The organism is Bradyrhizobium agreste (assembly GCF_016031625.1).
GTDB classification, from domain to species: Bacteria; Pseudomonadota; Alphaproteobacteria; order Rhizobiales; family Xanthobacteraceae; genus Bradyrhizobium; species Bradyrhizobium agreste.
The window spans coordinates 89385-108811 of the sequence record NZ_JACCHP010000003.1 but is presented as its reverse complement, the minus strand read 5'-3'; the positions used below and the strand labels follow the sequence as shown (position 1 = coordinate 108811).

General features: G+C 62.6%; 17 protein-coding genes and 1 pseudogene. 5 read left to right on the top strand and 13 right to left on the bottom strand.

Annotation, left to right across the window (positions count from 1 at the left end):
* Positions 1-335: 335 nt before the first annotated feature.
* Positions 336-557 (top strand): hypothetical protein, encoded by a 222-nt coding sequence (locus HZZ13_RS36695; RefSeq protein WP_246504318.1) that lies wholly within the window; start codon positions 336-338, stop codon positions 555-557.
* Positions 558-650: 93 nt separating this feature from the next.
* Here HZZ13_RS36695 and HZZ13_RS05370 read toward each other — a convergent pair whose 3' ends face one another.
* From HZZ13_RS05370 to HZZ13_RS05350, 5 genes are all read right to left on the bottom strand, one after another.
* Positions 651-1718 carry an amidohydrolase family protein gene (locus HZZ13_RS05370; protein ID WP_246504317.1) on the bottom strand — a complete coding sequence of 356 codons (1068 nt, stop codon included), beginning with the start codon at positions 1716-1718 and terminating at the stop codon, positions 651-653.
* A gap of 96 nt (positions 1719-1814) precedes the next feature.
* Positions 1815-2219: a cupin domain-containing protein gene (locus HZZ13_RS05365; RefSeq protein ID WP_197958606.1), complete on the bottom strand. Its 405-nt coding sequence runs from the start codon at positions 2217-2219 to the stop codon at positions 1815-1817.
* 36 nt (positions 2220-2255) lie between these two features.
* Entirely contained in the window at positions 2256-3914 is a 1659-nt protein-coding gene (gene actP / locus HZZ13_RS05360; protein WP_197958605.1) for a cation/acetate symporter ActP, read from the bottom strand.
* Positions 3911-4210: a DUF485 domain-containing protein gene (locus HZZ13_RS05355; RefSeq protein ID WP_197958604.1), complete on the bottom strand. Its 300-nt coding sequence runs from the start codon at positions 4208-4210 to the stop codon at positions 3911-3913. The genes actP and HZZ13_RS05355 overlap by 4 nt, the downstream gene beginning before the upstream one ends.
* A 29-nt stretch (positions 4211-4239) precedes the next feature.
* A complete protein-coding gene (locus tag HZZ13_RS05350; protein ID WP_197958603.1) occupies positions 4240-5490 on the bottom strand; it encodes an FAD binding domain-containing protein in 1251 nt (416 codons plus the stop codon).
* Between the two features lie 179 nt (positions 5491-5669).
* On the opposite strand from HZZ13_RS05350, the gene HZZ13_RS05345 reads away from it, so the two are divergent.
* Positions 5670-6341, top strand: a complete 672-nt coding sequence (locus HZZ13_RS05345; RefSeq protein ID WP_197958878.1) for a TetR/AcrR family transcriptional regulator — start codon at positions 5670-5672, stop codon at positions 6339-6341.
* A 22-nt stretch (positions 6342-6363) separates the two neighbouring features.
* Here HZZ13_RS05345 and HZZ13_RS05340 read toward each other — a convergent pair whose 3' ends face one another.
* The 5 genes from HZZ13_RS05340 to HZZ13_RS05320 form a co-directional block, all read right to left on the bottom strand.
* Positions 6364-7848, bottom strand: coding sequence for an MFS transporter (locus HZZ13_RS05340; protein WP_246504316.1), 1485 nt, complete (start codon positions 7846-7848; stop codon positions 6364-6366).
* Between the two features lie 92 nt (positions 7849-7940).
* The gene (locus HZZ13_RS05335) at positions 7941-9122 is read right to left on the bottom strand and encodes an HlyD family secretion protein (protein ID WP_246504315.1); all 1182 of its coding nucleotides are present in this window, start codon (positions 9120-9122) and stop codon (positions 7941-7943) included.
* A complete protein-coding gene (locus HZZ13_RS05330) occupies positions 9123-11351 on the bottom strand; it encodes a xanthine dehydrogenase family protein molybdopterin-binding subunit (protein WP_197958602.1) in 2229 nt (742 codons plus the stop codon).
* A complete protein-coding gene (locus tag HZZ13_RS05325) occupies positions 11348-11836 on the bottom strand; it encodes a (2Fe-2S)-binding protein (protein WP_197958875.1) in 489 nt (162 codons plus the stop codon). The genes HZZ13_RS05330 and HZZ13_RS05325 overlap by 4 nt, the downstream gene beginning before the upstream one ends.
* 40 nt (positions 11837-11876) lie before the next feature.
* Positions 11877-13181 carry a cytochrome c gene (locus HZZ13_RS05320; protein ID WP_197958601.1) on the bottom strand — a complete coding sequence of 435 codons (1305 nt, stop codon included), beginning with the start codon at positions 13179-13181 and terminating at the stop codon, positions 11877-11879.
* 334 nt (positions 13182-13515) lie between these two features.
* Here HZZ13_RS05320 and HZZ13_RS05315 point away from each other — a divergent pair, with 334 nt between their 5' ends.
* From HZZ13_RS05315 to HZZ13_RS05305, 3 genes are read left to right on the top strand one after another with little or no spacing between them, the layout of a single operon-like run.
* Positions 13516-14724 (top strand): MFS transporter, encoded by a 1209-nt coding sequence (locus HZZ13_RS05315; RefSeq protein ID WP_197958600.1) that lies wholly within the window; start codon positions 13516-13518, stop codon positions 14722-14724.
* Positions 14725-14740: 16 nt separating this feature from the next.
* Positions 14741-15889, top strand: coding sequence for an FAD binding domain-containing protein (locus HZZ13_RS05310; protein WP_197958599.1), 1149 nt, complete (start codon positions 14741-14743; stop codon positions 15887-15889).
* 46 nt (positions 15890-15935) lie between these two features.
* The gene (locus tag HZZ13_RS05305) at positions 15936-17051 is read left to right on the top strand and encodes an alkene reductase (RefSeq protein ID WP_197958874.1); all 1116 of its coding nucleotides are present in this window, start codon (positions 15936-15938) and stop codon (positions 17049-17051) included.
* A gap of 33 nt (positions 17052-17084) precedes the next feature.
* Here HZZ13_RS05305 and HZZ13_RS05300 read toward each other — a convergent pair whose 3' ends face one another.
* The 3 genes and pseudogenes from HZZ13_RS05300 to HZZ13_RS05295 form a co-directional block, all read right to left on the bottom strand.
* Complete coding sequence (locus HZZ13_RS05300) at positions 17085-18353, bottom strand: adenylate/guanylate cyclase domain-containing protein (RefSeq protein WP_246504313.1); 1269 nt, start codon at positions 18351-18353, stop codon at positions 17085-17087.
* A 1-nt stretch (position 18354) separates the two neighbouring features.
* Positions 18355-18450: pseudogene (locus tag HZZ13_RS36690) on the bottom strand (LysR family transcriptional regulator); the annotation flags it as partial.
* Positions 18451-18743: 293 nt separating this feature from the next.
* The gene (locus tag HZZ13_RS05295) at positions 18744-19415 is read right to left on the bottom strand and encodes a YoaK family protein (RefSeq protein ID WP_197958598.1); all 672 of its coding nucleotides are present in this window, start codon (positions 19413-19415) and stop codon (positions 18744-18746) included.
* Positions 19416-19427: the final 12 nt, after the last annotated feature.

Below are 19427 nucleotides of genomic sequence, written 5' to 3'. Positions count from 1 at the left end.
AGAGGGGCCAACTCGTCCTATGTGGCACCCTTAAACGACTTCGAGGCGGCGGCCTTAACCGCATGTGGCACTCGTCACCGCTCCGTTAAGGCGTGGGACCGGTCCCGGGGGACATACCGGGTCGAGAGCCCACCATCTCGCCCGGTCCGCGGCGTCGCCCTCCCTCAACGATCTAGGTTAAGCAAGGGCCATACGTCAGTTGACTAGTTCACACATTCGAGCACGCGCGTCACTTCCGCAGTCGCGCCAAGTCGCGGCGTACGAATCCCCCCTTTCCGCGCCACGGTAAAGGCGAGCTCGATCGATAGCGAGATCACTCATCACGACTCTCTGCGATGCGCAGGCCCAGCGAACCCCCCGGGGGGGGGGTCGCAGAAGAGTTCTACAAGGGCTTCGCGCAGCGGGCGCGCGATCTGGCCGAGAACGCGGACCCGTTCACCAGGCGACGCTTGCTCGAGCTGGCCCGGCGGTACGTCCCGGATCACGAGGCAGCCGGTCCATCCCGCCGCCGCGCGACCCCGCCGGGCGTGCTGTTCTCCGGCTCCGGCGAGGTCTGATCGTGGCGCCCTACCGCTGCCCTCCTCATCTCTGGGTGATCTCGGCGGCGCGCCTCTCGCATTCTTCTGCCGGGGTATTGACGCCCGGACTCCTCAGCTAAAGCCGAACAGCTTTGCGGCATTTCCCCCGAGAATAGCCCGTTTCTCATCGTCGCTGAGCGTTTCCGTTGCGAAGACATGCTCGACGGGAGCCAGTTCCCAGATATAGGGATAGTCGCTTCCGAGCAGGATCTGACTGACGCCCACCTGCGCCGCGAGGTGACGCAGCGCTTCGGGCGTGAAAACCAGAGCGTCGAAATAGAGCTGGTTCAGGTACTCCGTCGGCTTTTTCTTCAGCTTAATGGTCGGGTCGCAAAAGGTCGGCGCGACTGTGCAGGCATGATCGTCCCGCCCTGCGTAAGACGGCAGATAGCCACCGCCATGCGCCGCAAGGACCTTCAGCCCCGTGAACTTGTCGAGCGTCCCGTCAAAAATCAGGTGCTGTAGTGCGATCGTCGTGCCCAACGGATAAGCGACAGTGTTCGCGAGCCATCCATTGCCTTTCCAGCGCTTGTCCAACTCCGGCACGCCTTGCGGATGGATGAAGAGAACGGCACCGAGCTCTTCCGCCTTGGCCCATACAGGATCGAACTTGGGATTTGAGAACTCGTCGCCGGCCACCTGATCGCCGATCGCAGCACCCTTGAGCCCTTGTCTCTTGACGGCGATTTCAAGCTGTCGAACCGCAAGCGCCGGATCCTGCAGCGTGAGCGATGCGAAGGCAGCGAAACGATCCGGGTGAGATGCAACGATCTCCGCCAGCCTCTCGTTCTGGATGCTGACAATTTTCTCGGCCAAGTCCCGATCTTTGCCGTACCAAAATGGATTGATGGACAGGACCTCCATGTCGATCGCTTGAGCATCCATCGCGTTGAGGCGTTGTTCGATGTCGAGATAAACCTCTTGAACATTGTTCAGGGGCGGCGTGAGGCTCGCCGCTTCGTCCCCGATCAGGGCCGCCGCATCATGGAACAGACAATGCGAATGGACATCGATCGTCTTGACACGTTTGCCCTCGACCATGACGGGAAGGCGCGGAGCACGCCCTGGCCGCGCATCTGCGGTCCTCATCAGTCCACAACGGCAGAAGACCATGCCGGCCGTTGCCGCGGCGGATTTCAAGAAATGTCTGCGTGAATTCACTCTTCGTTTTCCCCTGTTTTGCTGGCGAGACAATCGACCATCGTCGCCGGTTCGCGGCCGGCTTCGCGAAGGCGTTCAGATGCCAAGCTCCAGGGGCGCATTGGCGCTGTCCAGAAACTCGACGGTGGTGAACCACAAATCAGTGTCGCCGACGTTTTCGAGGTCATGAATCTTGTGATCGCCCTTCCCATAGACGAAATGACGAGTATCGCCGGCCGAATACACCGCATCCACGATGGTCCCGTCCTCGGCGTGTGAGCGAGCTCGGCCGGGCGTCACGGCGGTCCAGAAGTAGTCCAGCACGTGACGATGGAATCCGATGCGCTCGCCCGGAGCGAGGCGGATTTCCCAGACGCGCACGCGCTCGGTTTCGGACAACAGACGCGTGCCGACACGTCCATTGAACTGATTTGCCTCGAACTCCTTGCGAATGGCCTCGGGCCAGGCGGCCCTTCCCTTTTCCGTTACATCGACGCTCACTGCTGTGTCTCCTCGAGTTAGATGATCCGGGCTGCGCTACTTGACGCCCAGTCCGGTGTGCGCCCGAACGTGCTGCGCGCCGAAGGATGCACGGACAGAAGTGGCGGCCGCACTGCGATCCAGCACAGAAACCGCCCACGACACCGCGAATGCGAGAGGAACAGAGACAAGTGCGGGATTGTCGTAGGGGAAGGGTGCCGCCCCAAGCTTTAGCGTCGCCGTCCATACGCCTGGACTGAGGGCGACGAGGCCTACCGAAGTCGCTAGACCCGCGAGGGATCCGCTGACCGCGCCCCGGGTCGTGAGGTCGGGCCAGACGATCGACAGAAGTATCACCGGAAAATTCGCGCTTGCTGCGATCGCGAACACCAGTCCGACCATGAACGCGATATTCTGGTTTTCGAAGACGATGCCCAAGCCCATCGAGAGCAGACTGATTGCGACCGCGGCAGCCTTCGAGACGAGCACCTCCTCCTGCTCGCTCGCGCGCCCTTTGCGGATCACGCGCGCATAGAGATCGTGGCTTGCGGCGGAGGCGCCCGCAAGGGTCAGCCCCGAGACGACGGCGAGGATGGTTGCGAACGCCACCGCGGAAATGAACCCGAGCAGCACCGATCCGCCGACCGCGTCTGCCAAGTGCAGTGCCACCATGTTGACGCCACCGAGCAGCCCTCCCGACGCGTCCCGGAACTGGGGATTCGCCGTGACGATCGCGATCGCGCCGAACCCGAGCACGAACAGCAGAGTGTAGAAGATGGAAATGAATCCCGTGGCCACCAGCACTGACGTGCGGGCCTGACGTGCATCACTCACGGTGAAGAAGCGCATGAGGATGTGCGGCAGTCCGGCCGTACCGAAGATCAGCGCCAACCCCAGCGATATCGCAGATACCGGGTCCTTGACGAGACCGCCGGGAGCCATGATGGCCGCGGCCTTCGGGTGCAGACCGACTGCTTCCCGGAACAGCGCCTCCAGATTGAAGCCGAAATGGCCGAGTATCAGGATCGACATCAATACCGAGCCTGACATCAGCAGCACCGCCTTGATGATCTGCACCCAGGTCGTCGCGAGCATGCCTCCGACAGTCACATAGACCATCATCAGCCCGCCAACGATGCCCACCGCGTAGATGTAGGGAAGGCCGAACAAAAGCTGGATCAATTTGCCGGCCCCGACCAGTTGAGCGATCAGGTAGAAGACCACGATCACCAGCGTGTTCACCCCGGCAATCGCCCTGACCGGGACCTCGGACAACCGGTACGCCACCACGTCGGCGAATGTGTAGCGTCCCAGATTGCGCAATGGCTCCGCGATCAGAAAGAGGATCATCGGAAAGCCGACGAGAAAGCCGATGGCGTAGATCATGCCGTCGTAGCCCGAGGTGTAGACGAGCGCGGTGACACCCAGGAAGGTCGCCGCCGAAGTGTAATCGCCGGCAATGGCCAACCCGTTCTGGACGCCCTTGAGGCCCGCTCCTGCGGCGTAGAAATCCTTGGCGGTGCTCGTCCCCTGTCTTGCCGCCCACCATGTGATCGCAAGGCTTATCGCCACGAATCCCAGGAACATGGCGATCGCAGTTGGGTTCAACGCTTGCCGCGCACCGACCGCGGATGTCAGCGCGTCGGCCCCGGCAGGATCGGAAAGAAACGCGAATACGGTAGCGAACAACGCTCCGCGAGCCAGGCGCGACGTCATCGGAGGTCCTCCATAAGAAGTTGGTTGAGGCGATCGAAACGGGAATTGGCCCGCCGGACATAGACGGCGGTGAGAAGGAACCCGAGTGCAATCAGACCGACGCCGATCAGGACGCCCCAGGTGATCACCGTGCCGTCCCACAGCGGATGGCCGAGCAGGCGCGGCCAGAATGCGATCGTCAGGATATAGGCGAAGTACGCGGCGGCCATGACGATAGACATGGCGACGCCGAGCCGCGAGCGTTCGCGCGCAAGCTGTCTAAAAGCCGGATGAGCCTGAATGGTTTGCAGGTCCATGGTTTGCAATCCTCCCTCTTGAAAACTCGTCAGGCAGCGATGCCCGTCGCGACGGCGGTTTCCGTCATCACCGCTTCCGGGCTGCGGTGCTGCTCGGCCATTGCACGTTCTTCGGCGGTGGCGATCTGCGCCTGCATGTATGCGCCGAGCTGGCGCGCGCGGCGGACGACCGCGGCCCCAAAAGGAAGCCGCATCGACTCGAACTTCGCGAGCGCCGCGGGCAGATCGCCGGGACAGGCACGCAGCGCATCGACGAGAGCCGCGGCGTCGGCCGCGGCCTTCGTAACGCCCATTCCGACGTGGGGTCTCGCGACGAAAGCGGCATCGCCCAAAATCAGCGTCCGCGATCCGAGCAGCATGCGCGGCGTCTCGAGATCGAGAATGGCTTGTATGAACGGCTGCGAGGTGAGTCGAACGACCTCGGCGAATTGCGGTGCAAGCAGTCTCTCCGCGTCCTGTCGCATCGCCGCGATCACGCCAGGCCGGATCTTGGTCGGCGGAATGGACAATTCATGTCTGATGCCGTCGACGTCCGTGAGGAGATCCGCCAACCCATGGTCGGCATCCGCCGGGCGATACCAGACGAAATTGAACCGCCGTTCGCCGATGGCCATCGCTTCGTTGGGCCCGGCGACCGGATAGCCGAGCATCTGCTCTCCGGGAGGTAGGCTGAAGGCGAACCAATCGCACAATTCCGCGCGCGTCCGGGGTGACAGATCGCGTTCATTGACGAGGCCTCGCCAGGCGACGTAGCCCGCATACGCAGGACGTATGTCTGCGGCAAGCCGCGACCGGATGCTCGAAAATATACCGTCCGCGCCGATCAGCAGATCTCCGGAGGCCTCGGAGCCGTCGGAGAAGCGCGCCACCACGCGATCGCCAAGATCGGCGACATCGACAAGGTTACTTCCGTGATGATAGTGCTCCGCCGGAAACGCGGCCTTCAAGAGACCGTAAAGATGTCCCCAGGAGGTAAGAACCTGGTGCAGCCCGAGCTCGCCCGCGATGCGGCCGGTCTGGTCCAGCACTCGCCGGCCCGGCACTGCGACTCCGACTGCCGCGGCTCGAGTATCGATGCCGGCCTTGCCTAGCACTTCGAACAGCTCGGAATGGGTGACGATGCCCGCGCCGCGACCTGCCAACTCCGCGCCAATCCGCTCATATACTTCGACGTTCCAGCCCTCCCGGCGCAGCAGCAAAGCAGCGAATAGGCCGGCCATCGACCCGCCGATCACCAAGGCTTTCGGATGCGTCCCACGCTTTGAAGGATAGTCCCTCATGAGCAGCCTCCCTTGCGGTTGCCAATACGATAGCGTTATTTATCGTTTGATCAATTATCCGCGTGTCATTGATCCCTGTCAACCGCTATTTATCGATCGATAAACAAAGTGTGATTGGAGGACTGGTGCCGCAGCAAACCATGTATGAAGGGCCGAATGGCAACAACGACGAATCGCAGATGAAAACTCTCAGCAAAACGCGGCGCCCCGCGCCCCCTCGGGAACAGCAGAGGCTGGACCCAACCGAGCGCGAAGCGATCATCGCCCGAGAAGCGGTCTCGTTTTTCGCCGAGCACGGGTTCGAGGGGCAAACCCGCGAACTCGCCAGACGGCTGGGCATCACCCAGCCCCTGCTCTATCGCTATTTTCCAAGCAAGGAGGCCCTCATCGAGCGGGTCTACCAGGAGGTCTTCGTGGGACGCTGGAATCCATCCTGGGAAAAGATCATCACCGACCGCTCGGTTCCTCTGAAGGCGAGGCTAGGTCGCTTCTACCGGGAGTACGCGCAGGTCATTCTCACCTACGAATGGATCCGGCTCTTCATGTTCGCGGGCCTCAAGAACCTCGGCCTGAACGCCCGATATCTCAAGATGCTGCGAGAGCGCGCATTCGAAAAGGTCATCGAGGAGATCAGGTTCGAATACGGGCGTCCCTCGACCGGCGACCTTCCGATCACCGTTCTCGAAATCGAGATGGTGTGGGGACTGCATGCGGCCATATTCTATCTCGGGGTACGTCAGTTCATTTATTCCATGCCGCTCGAGACCGACGTCGACTCGATCATCGATGCGAAAGTAGCGACCTTCCTCGGCGGCGTGCGCACCGTTCTTCCGGCAAAGACGAGCCCTTGATCCGTTCTCGGTCGCCCGGGAGCTATCGGGAAGAGGCTTCGCCCCGCGCCGCACCCGGACTTCGGACGAACGCGGCGAGGATCCAACATAGGGCCGCGACCACGGCTGCGGCGCAAAATCCGTCGATGTAAGCGAGGATAGAAGCCTGTCGTGCGACCGCACCGGCCAGCAATTTCATCGCCTGCGCTACGCCCTCGGACGCATGCGAGCTCAATGCGCGACCGTAGGCCGACAGTCGATCGCCCGTAAGGTCATCCTGCATCTGCACATGCAGGCCGAGCAGGTTCGAGTGGATCTGCTCGCGCACCCGCACGAAGGTCTGCATGAAGGCGGTGCCGATCTCTCCCCCGAGCAATCGACTCGTCTGCATGAAAGATCCGATCGCGACGGCTTGAGCAGGCGTGATCGATCGCGATATCAAGATCACCAGACTTGTGAGCGCCAGGGATTGTCCCACTGCCTGCAGCGCCTGAGGGCCCAGGAAATCGCCCGTCGCCCATTGATCGGTCAAATTGGTGGCGATCAGGCACGCAGCCGCGATCAGCGCCGAGCCCAGACCCAACGTCCACCTGGGATCAAGTTGCTGTAGAAGCCGCCCCAGCGGCAGGACGAGCAAGAACTGCGGCAGCGCGATCCATAGCAGCACCGTCCCGACCTGGAGGCCGCGGTAGTTCTGGATAACCTGCAGGTAGACCGGGATAATATAGCCGATCGATAGGATGATGAAGCGAAAGCCGGCCAGCAGGATAAAGAACAACAACAGGTCGCTGCGAGAGAGAATTCGGATATCGATTGCCGGGTGCGAGGTCGTAAGCTCGCGGACGATGAATGCCAGGACGGCAAGAAAGCCCCCAAGGAGCAATCCGGAGACGAGACCGCTCCCTATCCAGTCGAGCCGATTTCCCTGATCGATGCCTGCGTAGAGCAGACCGAAGCCGAGCCAGCCATACAGGAGCGCCGGCCAATCCAAATTACGCAATTTCGAGCCGTCGTCAGGATCGTCTTGCGGGATTCCGTAGCGGACGCATGCAAACATGATCGGCAGCACCAGGCAATACTGCCAGTTCATCCAGTGCCAGGACCAATGGTCCGCATAGAATCCCTCGATGGAGGCTGCCACATTCTGAGAAAACTCGGAATTCATCGCGAAGATCGCGAACCCATAGGTCTTCAGGTGGCTCGGCACGTGACGACTGATGTAGATGATGGTCAGCGGAATGAAGGTGCCTGCGCCAAGACTGCCGAAGACCTGCGCGACAATGTAGGCCGAAAAGTTCGGCGACAGCGGAGCTAGAAGGCTCGCCGCGAAGAAAACCGCAATGCCTGCCAGAAGCATGCGACGGGGCCCGACCACGCTCGCGAGGTAGGGGCAGGATATTCCCCCGATCAGTTGACCGATTCCGATAGCCGTGGTGATCCAAGCCCCCTCGTCGAAGCCTACAGCTAGAGCGCCACGAAGGTCGGCGAGCCCGAACACGGTCACTCGCGTGCTGAGAGTGGACGTCATGGAGCCGATCATCACGCCCAAGAGACCTAGATAAGGCCTGAGCGTATGGCCCCTAGCAGCCGCCGGGCTCCAGCCCAAAGATGTGGCGATCGTCACCGCGGTCGACCCCCTTCGTGCGAAGCGTCCGGCTCGGCGTCCGAGGCCGTATCGATCGTCGCGATCACCGACATGCCCGGGCGGATCAGACTGCCCAACGCAGGATCCGGCGCCAGTGTGATCTTGACAGGAACGCGCTGCACGACCTTGGTGAAGTTGCCCGTCGCGTTGTCAGGCGGCAGCAGCGCGAATGTCGAGCCAGTGGCGGGCGACCAGCTCTCGACGCGACCCTTCATCACTAGAGACGGAAAGGCGTCCACAGTAACGCGCGCTGTATTGCCTGCGCGCACTCGGGCCATCTGCGTCTCTTTGAGGTTGGCGATGACCCAGACATTGGGAAGGGGAACCACCGTAATGACCTGGTTGCCCACGCCGATGAATTGACCAGGCCGTACCTGTCTCGCAGCCACCATCCCGTCCGAAGGCGACAGGATTCGCGTATAGCCAAGATTGTTGCGCGCGAGATCGGCTTGGGCGTGCGCGGCCGCCGTTTGGGCCATCAACTGCTTCTCCTCGACATCCAGTTGAGACAGCAGCGCCGTCTGCTGATCGAGTTGAGCGCGGTTGAGAAGTACGGCCGCCTCCGCCTTGAGCGCTTCTGCGTTCGCTTGCTCGACCCGTTGCTCCGTGCCGGCGATTTGCGTCTGCAGCAGACTGGTCTGCCGACGGGCTTCGGCGGATGCGCGCGCAAGCTCCGCCTGGCTGGCGCGGATGTTTGCCTCGGCTTGCCGTATCAAGGTGAGTTGTATCGCGCGCCGGGAGGCGATCTGCGCCTGCGCAGCGTTCGCTGCAGCCACGTTGGCTTCCGCGAGGTCGAGCTGGGCCTGAAAGTCCGAGGGATCGATTTCGACGACCAGATCACCGCGGCGCACGTGCTGATAGTCGTCGACCGCCACGGATTTCACATACCCGGACACCTTGGCGGCAAGTGGAGTAACGTCGCCGGCCACGTAAGCGTCGTCCGTGCTCTGGTAGCGATATGCGCCGGTCCATCGTGGCCAATACGCTGCGACAGTCCATGCGATCGCGACGATGGCCATGGCGGCAAACGCGTGGAGGAACGGCTGCCATCGAGCCCAATCGAACACCGTTGGAGGAATCCGTGCATCGACGTACTTAGCCGAATGTGGCTCAGCCGATCCATTCGCCTCCTGCGCGGAAGGGAGATGCTGTTCCAATCACGCCCCTATCGCTTTCCTGATGCGGACCGACGTGAACGGAAGGTCGTGCAACCGCACGCCCGCCGCGTCTTTGATCGCATTTGCGATCGCGGCTCCCGCGGGTGCTTGCGCCGCCTCGGCTACCCCATAGAACGCGTCGCCAGGTCGATCTACAAGGTGGACCTCGACCTTCTCGGGAACGCTGTCGAACCGCATGATCGGGTAGGACGACCAGTCCACGGAGGTTACTCGGGTACGATCGAACGTGACCTGCTCGAACAAGGTCCAGCTCAGCGACTGCAGGATGCCGCCTTCGATCTGGTTGCGAACCCCATCGGGATTTACGACCTGCCCCGTGTCAACGGCGGCCACGACGCGCCGGACGCGCACAGCGCCCGTCTGGCGCTGCACCTCGATTTCCATGGCGACGGCGCACCAGGCCTCCAGGTTCTTGTACCGGGCGAAACCGAACCCGAATCCCGTGCCCCCGGAAGACTTCACGCGCATGGCCCAGCCGAAACGCGAAGCGGCCGTTTCGATCACTTCGCGGGCGCGAGGATCCGAGATGTGCCGGAGCCGGAATTCCACGGGATCCTGCTTGGATCGAACCGCGAGATCTTCCATGGTGCTCTCGATCGAGAGAACGTTGAGGTAGCCTCCCAGCGAGCGCATCGACGACCCACGCAAAGGCATATCCGGCAGAAAGTGGCTGATGACCCTGGCGTTCGGCAAAGCGTAGAGCGGGACGGCGTTCCGGTCGCCGCCTCCCTCGGGCTGGGCGAGCGCGATGGGCGGGGCCGGCGGAGAGGGATCCGACTTCAATCGAGCCGCCGTCAGCGTACCGGGAGGACCAGGCCGCATCATGTGCGATTGGCTCCAGACCTCATGGTGCCAGTCCGCAATCGCGCCGTCCGCTCCGACCCCGGCGCGGAGCTTGACGACCATTCCGGGGCCGAACGGATCCCACGCATGCTCCTGTTCCCGCATCAGCTGGAGCCTCACGGGGCGGCCGGGTACGGCCATGGCGAGTATCGCTGCGTCAGCCGCCGCGTCGTCGGCTCCGTTGTGGCCGTAGCAGCCGGCCCCTTCCGCATGAATGCACCGGACCTTCTCGACCGGCAGCCGCAGCATGCCGGCGATGGCATCGCGGAGAAAGAACACGCCCTGGGTATGCGTCCAAACAGTCAGTTCGCCGTCCCGAAACAGGGCAAGCGCGCACGACGGCCCGATTGAGCCGTGTGTCAGATAGGGCCGGCTGAAGGTGCCCTCGACGAAAATTGCCGCCTTTCCCGGCGACCCGGCATCGTGAATGGTGGTGTCCCGCGAAGGCAGGTTCATCAAGACCGCCGGCAGTTTCGTACTCTCCGGCAAGGCTTGCTGTTCGATCCAGGTCGTGCTGGCCGCGAGAGTTCGCATCGCCTGAATGGCGGGCCATTCCTGGTCCGCAAGCACGCCGAGGAAGTTGCCGTCGCGAACGACCTTCATGACGCCGTTCACTCGTTGCGCTTGCGCGACGTCGACGTCGCGCAGCGTGGCTCCGTAGCTCGGTGGACGGACGACCCGGCCGTGCAGCATTCCCTCCGGGCGAAGGTCCTGAACATATGCCGCCTCGCCCGTCACCTTGGCCGGAATATCGATCCGGGGGACCGGGAGGCCCATCACCGTGAATTCGGCGGGCGGGGTCAATCGCGAGGCCGGCTTGGCCTGACCCGAAAGCAGTTGATCGCGAACCAATTCGCCGTAACTGACTCGCGCGCCGCTGGGCCCCGATACCTCGCCGTTGCGGGCCTGCAGTGAGGTGGCGGGTACGCCCAGTCTGCGGGCCGCCTCACCTATCAGTATCTCACGGGCCTGTGCCGCCGCGTGCCGAATTGCGGTACCGGAGTCCTGCATCGAGTGACTTGCCGCGGTGTAGCCTTCGTTGGGCGTCCGTGCCGTGTCCGCCGTGACCAGCGAGAGCCGGTTCGCCGGCAGCTTGAGCTCTTCTGCTGCGACCTGCAAAAGCGCAGTCTTGAGTCCTTGGCCCAGTTCGGCCTTCCCGGTGAGAATCGTGGCAGCACCCGAGGAATCGACGCGGATCCAGGCATCGATGCTTGGAGTGTCGTCGAGACTCCCCGGAAGGCCGAGCTTGGGGGAGCCGCCGCCGGTCCCGGTCTCGGTTTGCGCGCAGGACCGGGAGAGCTGGAAAGCGACGATCAGCGCACCAGCGCCGGCCAGGACACTGCGGCGAGAGAAAGCTTGCGTCATCGCCCCGTCCCTGCCTCGGCTGCTTTCGGCCGCATGTCTTCGGCGGCGCGCCGGATCGCTCGCAGGATACGCATATGCGTCCCGCATCGGCAGAGGTGAGGCTGCAGTTCAGCTCTGATCGCTTCATCGCTCGCATGCGGATCGCGCTTGAGCAGTGCCTGGGCGCGCATCATCATGCCAGGAATACAGTATCCGCATTGTGCGGCCTGTTCGGCGATGAACGCGCGCTGCATCGGGCCGGGGTCGTCCGAACTGCCGATTCCTTCCACCGTGACGACCGACCGCCCCTCCAGCATCATCACCGGCGTCACGCAGGAGAACACGGCCTTGCCGTCCACGATGACGGTGCAAGCTCCGCACTGCCCGAGTCCGCAACCGTATTTCGCCGCGTTCAGGCCAAGTTCGTCCCTGAGGACGTAAAGCAGCGGCGTGTCAGGACTCGCCGTCACCGATCGGCTCTCGCCGTTGACAATAAGGGTCGTCATGCCGCTTCGCCGAGCCTCCTGTGTCCTTGTTTGCTCCGACTCATCGTCCGCCTCTTGCTTCCGCAACCGCCTTGTTCAACCCAGCCCATTGCGGCTTTCCGGCAAACCGGTTGCGCAAGTAGCTGGCGAGATCCGATATCTGCCGGTCGTCGAGAACGTCGCCGAATCCGGGCATGATCGGGCGCGTCGAAGCGCCGCCCCTGGCTGGAATTCCCTTGATCACCAGATTGACGAGGTTGGCAGGCGTGTCGTCAGTGATCGCGGTGGAGAGGTCGAGTCTCGCGCCGCCGAGCGGCAAGGACCTGTCACTCTCGTGGCACGACGCGCAGACGGTCGCATAGATGGTGCCACCCGGTACGGACGGAACAGGGGGCGTCGCGGCCTGAATGCCCGCGGACTGCGGCAGGCGCCCCGGACCTAAAGCTTCCGGCTCGGCTCCATTCCGTCCCTCTCGCTTGCCGAGAGAGGCGAGATAGTGGGCCATCGCGCGAACGTCCGCGGGATCGACCCGGGACAAATTCTCGACCACGTTCGCCATCGGCCCCTGAGCGGTCCCGTGCAGAGGATGGAAGCCACGCGCAAGATAGTCTGCGAGCGCACCCTCTTCCCACAGGATCGGCGATGGCGAGCTTCGCCCGAGCGCATAAGCGCGCCAGCCCTCAGCATCGCCTCCCGCGAAGCCGGCCGACGTCTTTTCCGCGCCGAGGAGATTTCGGGGAGAATGGCAGGCGCCGCAGTGCCCCAATCCGTCGACCAGATACTTTCCTTTGTTCCAGATCTCATCCTTCGATGGGTCCACGACGAAGGGCCCCTGACGCAGAAACAGCAGCTTCCACCCGGCGAGCGTCAGTCGAATGTTCAACGGAAATGGCAGCTCGTTGGCCGGTGCCGACGACCTCACCGGTTCGATCGACATAAAGAAGGCGTACAGCGCCTTTGCGTCCTCGTCCGACACGCGCGTGAAATGATCGTACGGAAAAGCAGGATAAAGATGACGTCCTTCACGATCCACGCCGGAGCGCAGCGCACGGATGAAAGCCCGCTCCGACCAGCGGCCGATTCCCGTCTCCGGATCCGGCGTGATGTTGGTGGAGTAGATAGTACCGAACGGCGTCGGCATCGCCAGCCCACCGGCATAGGGACGCGCGCCCGGCGCGGTGTGGCATGTGGCGCAATCGCCGAGGAGGGCAAGGTTCGCTCCGCGGCGCACCGCCGCACGGTCCGGCGCGCCGAGCGACTTCGGATCGATCGGAGGGATCGCCGATTCCCAAGCATACAGGAGCGCCCCCGCACTACCGACAGTGCCGACGGCAAGCAGCGCAAGCAGAATGAGCCTGATCTTCATCGACCTTCCTTCCTCGATCAACTCGTCATATCAGACAGGCCCGTGCGCCCTCTTGTCAGTTTGATGCGCGAATTGAACGATCTGTCGATCCCAGCGCGACGAACCGATCCAAAGTGCGTGCACGGAATCCATGCGTTCAACCGCGACATAAGGCTCGCAGAGCGCGCGCCGGCGCCGCCGCCGTCGACCGTAGCGGTGCACGCGCACATAGAAGACATCCGATTTCGGCAGCTCTTGTTATTTATCGATTGATAATTAACTGATGATCGTGTCTGAGGTCAAGAGACGGGCACGTCGAATCGAGATTGCGTCCGCACGAAACGAGGACTTACCTATGTCGACGTCAATGATTGTAACGGAGCACCAGGCTTCCGAGCTCACCCGCGCACGCACCTTCGCCATGGCGATCTCCGCTGGAATCGCGGTCGCGAACATCTACTACAACCAGCCTCTGCTCGGTCTGATCGAGGCGAGCTATCCCAATTCCTCAGCAATTGGGCTTATCCCGACCGCAACGCAATTCGGCTACGCGCTCGGGCTCCTGTTGCTGGTCCCGTTGGGGGATCTCGTCGAAAGGCGGCGCCTCATCGCCGCCCAGTTCGTTGTCCTCGCGGCGGCTCTCGCATTCGCCGCCATCGCGCCGTCCACGCTTGCGTTGATCGGGGCATCCCTCATGCTTGGCGTGGCAGCCACCGTGGCTCAACAGATCGTCCCGTTTGCGGCGACACTTGCGGACGACCGGACCCGAGGTGCCGCCGTCGGAACCGTGGTGAGTGGGATCCTCGGTGGCATTCTCCTCAGCCGCACGATTGCGGGCTTCGTCGGATCACATTTCGGATGGCGGGAGATGTTTTGGTTGGGCGTGCCGCTGGCGCTCGGCGCCGCCGCGCTGGTTCGCGCAATCTTGCCAAGACATCATGCGACACAGAAGATTGGGTACCCGAGCGCGCTGCGCTCGCTCGGGCACCTGCTCGTCGAGGAGCCGGCGCTACGACTTGCCGCGGCCACGCAAGCGATGATGTTCGCCTCCTTTATCGCGTTCTGGACCGTTCTGTCGCTCCACCTTCAGGAACCGGCGTTCGGCCTCGGCCCCGAGATTGCTGGCCTGTTCGGCGTCATCGGTGCATCCGGCATTTTCGCTGCTCCTCTCGCCGGCCGCATCGCCGATAAGCGTGGACCTCACCTGGTCGTTGTGCTTGGCGCCGCCATTTCGCTTTCCTCCTGGATCGCCTTCGCGGGCTGGAACGCCATCGCAGGTCTGGTCGTCGGGGTGGTGTTGCTCGATGTCGGTGTGAACGCCGCGCTCGTTTCGAACCAGCACCTGATCTTTGCGCTTCGTCCGGAGGCGCGGAGCAGACTGAACACCGTGTTCATGACGGCGATGTTCATCGGCGGTTCGCTCGGATCACTGGGGGCGAGTTGGGCTTACGCGCATCTGTCCTGGCTCGGCGTCTGCGGCTACGGGGCGATCCTGGCGAGTGCCGGCCTGCTGCTGCAGTTACCGAGCGTCTCCTCGGGGACTAGCAAGGTGTCGCGTCACTGAGGCATGGGAGGAACGGATGAATCGGCATGCCGAGCATGATCTTGCGGTCACGATCAGCGGCGGGTCCATCGCTGGACTGTGCCACGCGATAGCCCTCCGCAGGATCGGCGCGACCGTGACCGTCCACGAACGCGTGCCTGGGCCGATGATGGCCCGCGGCGCGGGGATCGTCGTTCAAAGCGAATTGACCCGGCTGCTCGCGGACAACGGGGCGGGACCGCTCCCTTTCACATCGTGTCGCGGCCGGCGATATCTCGGCTTCGACAGCGGGGATGGCGTGCTCCAGGCGATGCCGCAGCAGTTCACCTCCTGGGAGGCCATTCACACCGCGTTGCGGGCCGCCGTTTCGCGGGAATGCTATCGCGCGGGCTCCGAGGTGATCGACGTGAGCCAGGAAGGCTCCAGGATCTTGGCGAGCCTCAGCGACGGCACCAGGGTCGAAAGCGATCTGTTCCTGGCCGCCGACGGTTCGGGCTCCGTGACCAGGCGAAGGATGCTTCCCGAGGTCGAGGCGCGATATGCCGGGTACGTGGCCTGGAGGGGCACACTGGATGAACGCGAGGTGTCAGGCGATCTCTTGCCGTTCTTCGATGACCTTTTTACTTTCTCCGAGGCCCGCAGCGGCGGCCACATGCTGGCATATCTCATCCCGGGCAAGGACGATGCCGTAACTCCCGGATTCCGACGCCTCAACTGGGTCTGGTATGTGCACGCGAGCCGCGCAGACCTTGCGCGCCTGCTGACCGACAAGAACGGCGAAAGGCATCGCTCTTCGCTTCCGCGCGGCATGACGCCGGAGAGCACTATCGCGGCGCTAAAGGCGCGTGCTTCGCGCGAGATCCATCCCAAGATGGCGGCGCTGGTATCGGAGACGCGCGCCCCCTTTCTTCAGACCATCCTCGACGTGACCGTGCCGAAGACGGTGTTCGGTCGAATCCTGCTGACCGGCGATGCAGCGTTCGTGGTGCGTCCCCATACGGCAGGGGGGACGGCCAAGGCGGCCTACGAAGCGTCCGTCCTTGCGCACGCTCTGCAGTCGGCAGGCGCGAACGTCGATTCTGCGCTTTCGTCCACCGAACGGCTGCAGCTCGAATACGGGAATTCTCTCTACCGATACGGTCTCGCGCTCGGCAATCGTTGGTCGCGCGAGAGAAGCACAGACTAGCTCGATCGAGCTTCGTGAACGATGCGAACTTCCAAGGAGTGTGAACATGACAAGTCTCTTCGATCCTGCGTCCTTCGGCGATATCGCTCTCGCAAACAGGATCGTGATGGCCCCGATGACGCGCTCGCGCGCCGACGAGCGCGGCGTCATCAATCCCTCGGCGTCTGACTACTATGCGGCGCGAGCGAGCGCCGGCCTGATCATAACGGAAGGCGTCAACGTCGGGCCGATGTCCCTCGCTTTCGATCGGACGCCCGGTCTTTGGACCGACGAACAGACCGAAGGATGGAAAGCGGTTGTCGATCGGATTCACAAACAGGACGGGCGAGTCGTTGCGCAGCTCTGGCACGCCGGTCGCGCGAGCGCGCGCGGCCTGCTGTCCGACAAGCAGCCGCTCTCTCCCTCAGGCGTGAATGACGATCTCGAGCGGCTGCAGGTGTGGGCGCTCCTGGCCAACGGCGCATACGTGCGGATCGCCGCGACGTCCTCGCGCGCAATGACTCTCGAAGAAATTCAGATCGTGGTGAAAGAATTCCAGCTCGCAGCCGCAAACGCCATGCGCGCAGGGTTCGATGGAGTCGAGATCCACGGCGCAAATGGCTACCTGATACACCAGTTTCTGTCGCCGACCATCAACCTTCGCACCGACAAGTACGGTGGTGCCCCCGAAAGACGCTCCAGGTTACTCAGGGAGATCGTCGCGGCGATGGCTGATGTCATGCCGCGCTCGCGCATCGGACTGAGGCTGTCGCCCTTCGCGGCCTACAACAACGTGCGCGATCCGAAGCCGGAGGATACTTATGGCTGGCTCGCCGATTGGCTGGATTCAGCCGGACTTGCCTATCTCCATCTTGCTGATACCAACGCTTGGACCGGAGCCCCGGATTACGGGAGGATGCTACCGATCTTTCGCGGACGCTATCACGGACCTCTTGTCGTCAATGCCGGCATTGCCCCCGAACAGGCGGCGAGAGTAGTCGGTTCCCGCGAGGCCGACGCAGTCGCCTTCGGCCGGCTGTTTCTTGCGAATCCGGATCTACCGGCGCGCATTCGCGCCGGCGCGACCTACAACTCACCGCAACCGTTCGGGATCTATGGCGGCTCCGAGGCCGGATATCTCGACTATCCGGCGCTGGACACACCCGGAGGAGCACTCTTGTAAGCGACCGAACCCGGAATCGGCCGCGCGCTCCTCTTAGTTTATTAGTCCGTAAACAGAGATGCGCGCGGAAACGCCCCGCAAGTGGTGATCACCGAGATGCTCGGCATCTTGTTTGACATGATGGGCAACCGCCTCAGTCAGGAGAAGGTCTCTACCTATGACCTTGGTAAGCGCCTCAAGCCGACAAGCTTCGTTCACGGCCGCGCCGATGACCGTGAAGTCGAGGCGCTCCGGCGAGCCGATATTGCCAAAAAAGACCTCCCCCTCGTGAAGCACGATGCCCGCCCTCAGCATGGGACAACCTCCGGGATCGGATGCGATACGGAGTTTCCGATCGGAGGCCTCCAGCCTTGCGATCGCCTCCCTCGCCGCCGAGACGGCTGCGCGCGACGCCTTGGCGGCGCCGGCCTTCACCGGGAAAACGGCGAGCATTCCATCCCCGATGAACTTGAGAACTTCGCCCCCGTGAGCAGTCACGGCGCTCACGACCGCCTCGAAATAGGAGTTGAGTAGCAGCAGCATGTCGGCCGGGTCCAGCACGTCGGACATCTTGGTATAATTTCGGAGATCGGAGACCCAGATCACGGCGCGGATCGAATCCCCCGCACCGCGTTTGATCGCGCCTTCCAGTACTCGAGCTGCGGCGCCATAGCCGAGGTACGCACCCAAGGCGTTTTCGGAGATCTTCAACTCGCTATGCCGTTGCACATGCAAGGCGAACAGCTTGAACAGACGCGTGAGCGAGTTTATCTCGGCCGGCCCGAAACCGCCGTCCGCCTTCGTTGCGATGGTGATAACGTTGCGCGCATCCAGACCGGAAAGGGGAATCGCGACGTAGTCCGTCATGCCGGCGGCCGCGAGTTCGGCCATGATCGGAAACTCCGCCTGCGCCGACAGCTCATTTGGCGCTCGCCGGATCGTCTCGCCGGTCTCCATGATACGCTGCAGCGGATTGAGCTTGTAAGCATCAGAATCGACCGCCGCGTCAGTGACTCGCACCTCGTCGCAGAAGCCATCGTCGGCGCTCCAGACCCAAGCGAATCCCACAAGCTGGGGGTGGAGCGTGCCGATGTGGAGGGTGAATCGATCGACCGAAGAGCGGGCGGCCTTCACCCGACAGATCAGTTTGACCAGAAGATCGATCATCTGCCGTTCGGCGGAAGCCTCGTCCAGCAGCCAGTCTTCGATTTCGATGAAGGTGTCCCCGTTACCGGCGGAGTCCGCGATCGGGCCAACTCTCCGCACGAAAGAGACCGAAGGGGGATATGATCGAGGCGATGGATCGAAAGTCTTGGAAGCCATTTCAGTTTCTTTTTACATCGAATTCGCGGCCGAAGCGTTCGACGAGGAAATCGATGAAAAGCCTGACCTTCACCGATAGGTATCGTGTCGACGGGTAGATCACGGCGAAGCTATCCGGATAAGTCACTTCAACACCATAATCTGGAAATTCATCCCTCCCCCTCGCCGGTCAGCGCCAGATGTTGCGCGCCTGCGAGAGGGCATCGCGGTCGCCCCGCAAGACATTGGGGCGAGACCTGGCCTCTGGCGGCGGCCTCTAGAATTTTTGAGACGATATGAATGTGCGTGTCGCAATTTTCTGATCAGAATTCAATCGCAGTCGGAATTCGATGTGCGGTTCAGCCCATCGCTCGGTCCTCCCGGATTATCGCTTGTCGGGATCTTTGTGTCTCACGCTCGCTGGTCGGATGGCTCCGCAACGCGCACGCCCAGCGAAATCCCACCGAGAATGGGCGGCAGCACGAAGCACCAAACTCCGAACTGCGTGAACAGAAGTGCCGCGGCACCGCAGCCGACCGCGAACACCAGAACGTTGATCGACATTTTGGTCAGTCGACCGCCCGATTGGCTCTTTGCGCCTCCCGGAAGGATCACGTCGGCCAGATCGAGCATGATCTGCGTCGTCGTACCCGTCATCAACGTCGATGGCGGCGCGCTGCCGAGATAGACACGGTGTACCGCGTTCTGGATTGCCATGGCGGCGACGAGCACCATTCCGGTTACTATGGCTTGCCAGCTATCGCCGTCATGGAAGGGACCCAATTTGATAGCCAGTGCGGCGCCAATGGTCAGCAGCAGAACCTTGAGCCCGAGCAGGGTTTCGAACACAGGGCCGAGGCGTTTCGACAACAGCGAGCCGAGCAGCCGCACCGCGATGACGATCACGCAGAACACTGGAAGTGCCAACAGTTTGGCAATCGCCCCGGACGTCCCGAGAGCGAGCGATGCGCCGAGGGTGACGAAATTGCCGGTGACATGAGCGGTGAAAAGACCCTGCAAGGCAAGAAAGCCGGCGGTGTCGACGTAGCCCGCGATAAGGCTCAAGAGCAGCGGCAACAGCATCCGTTTTCCTTT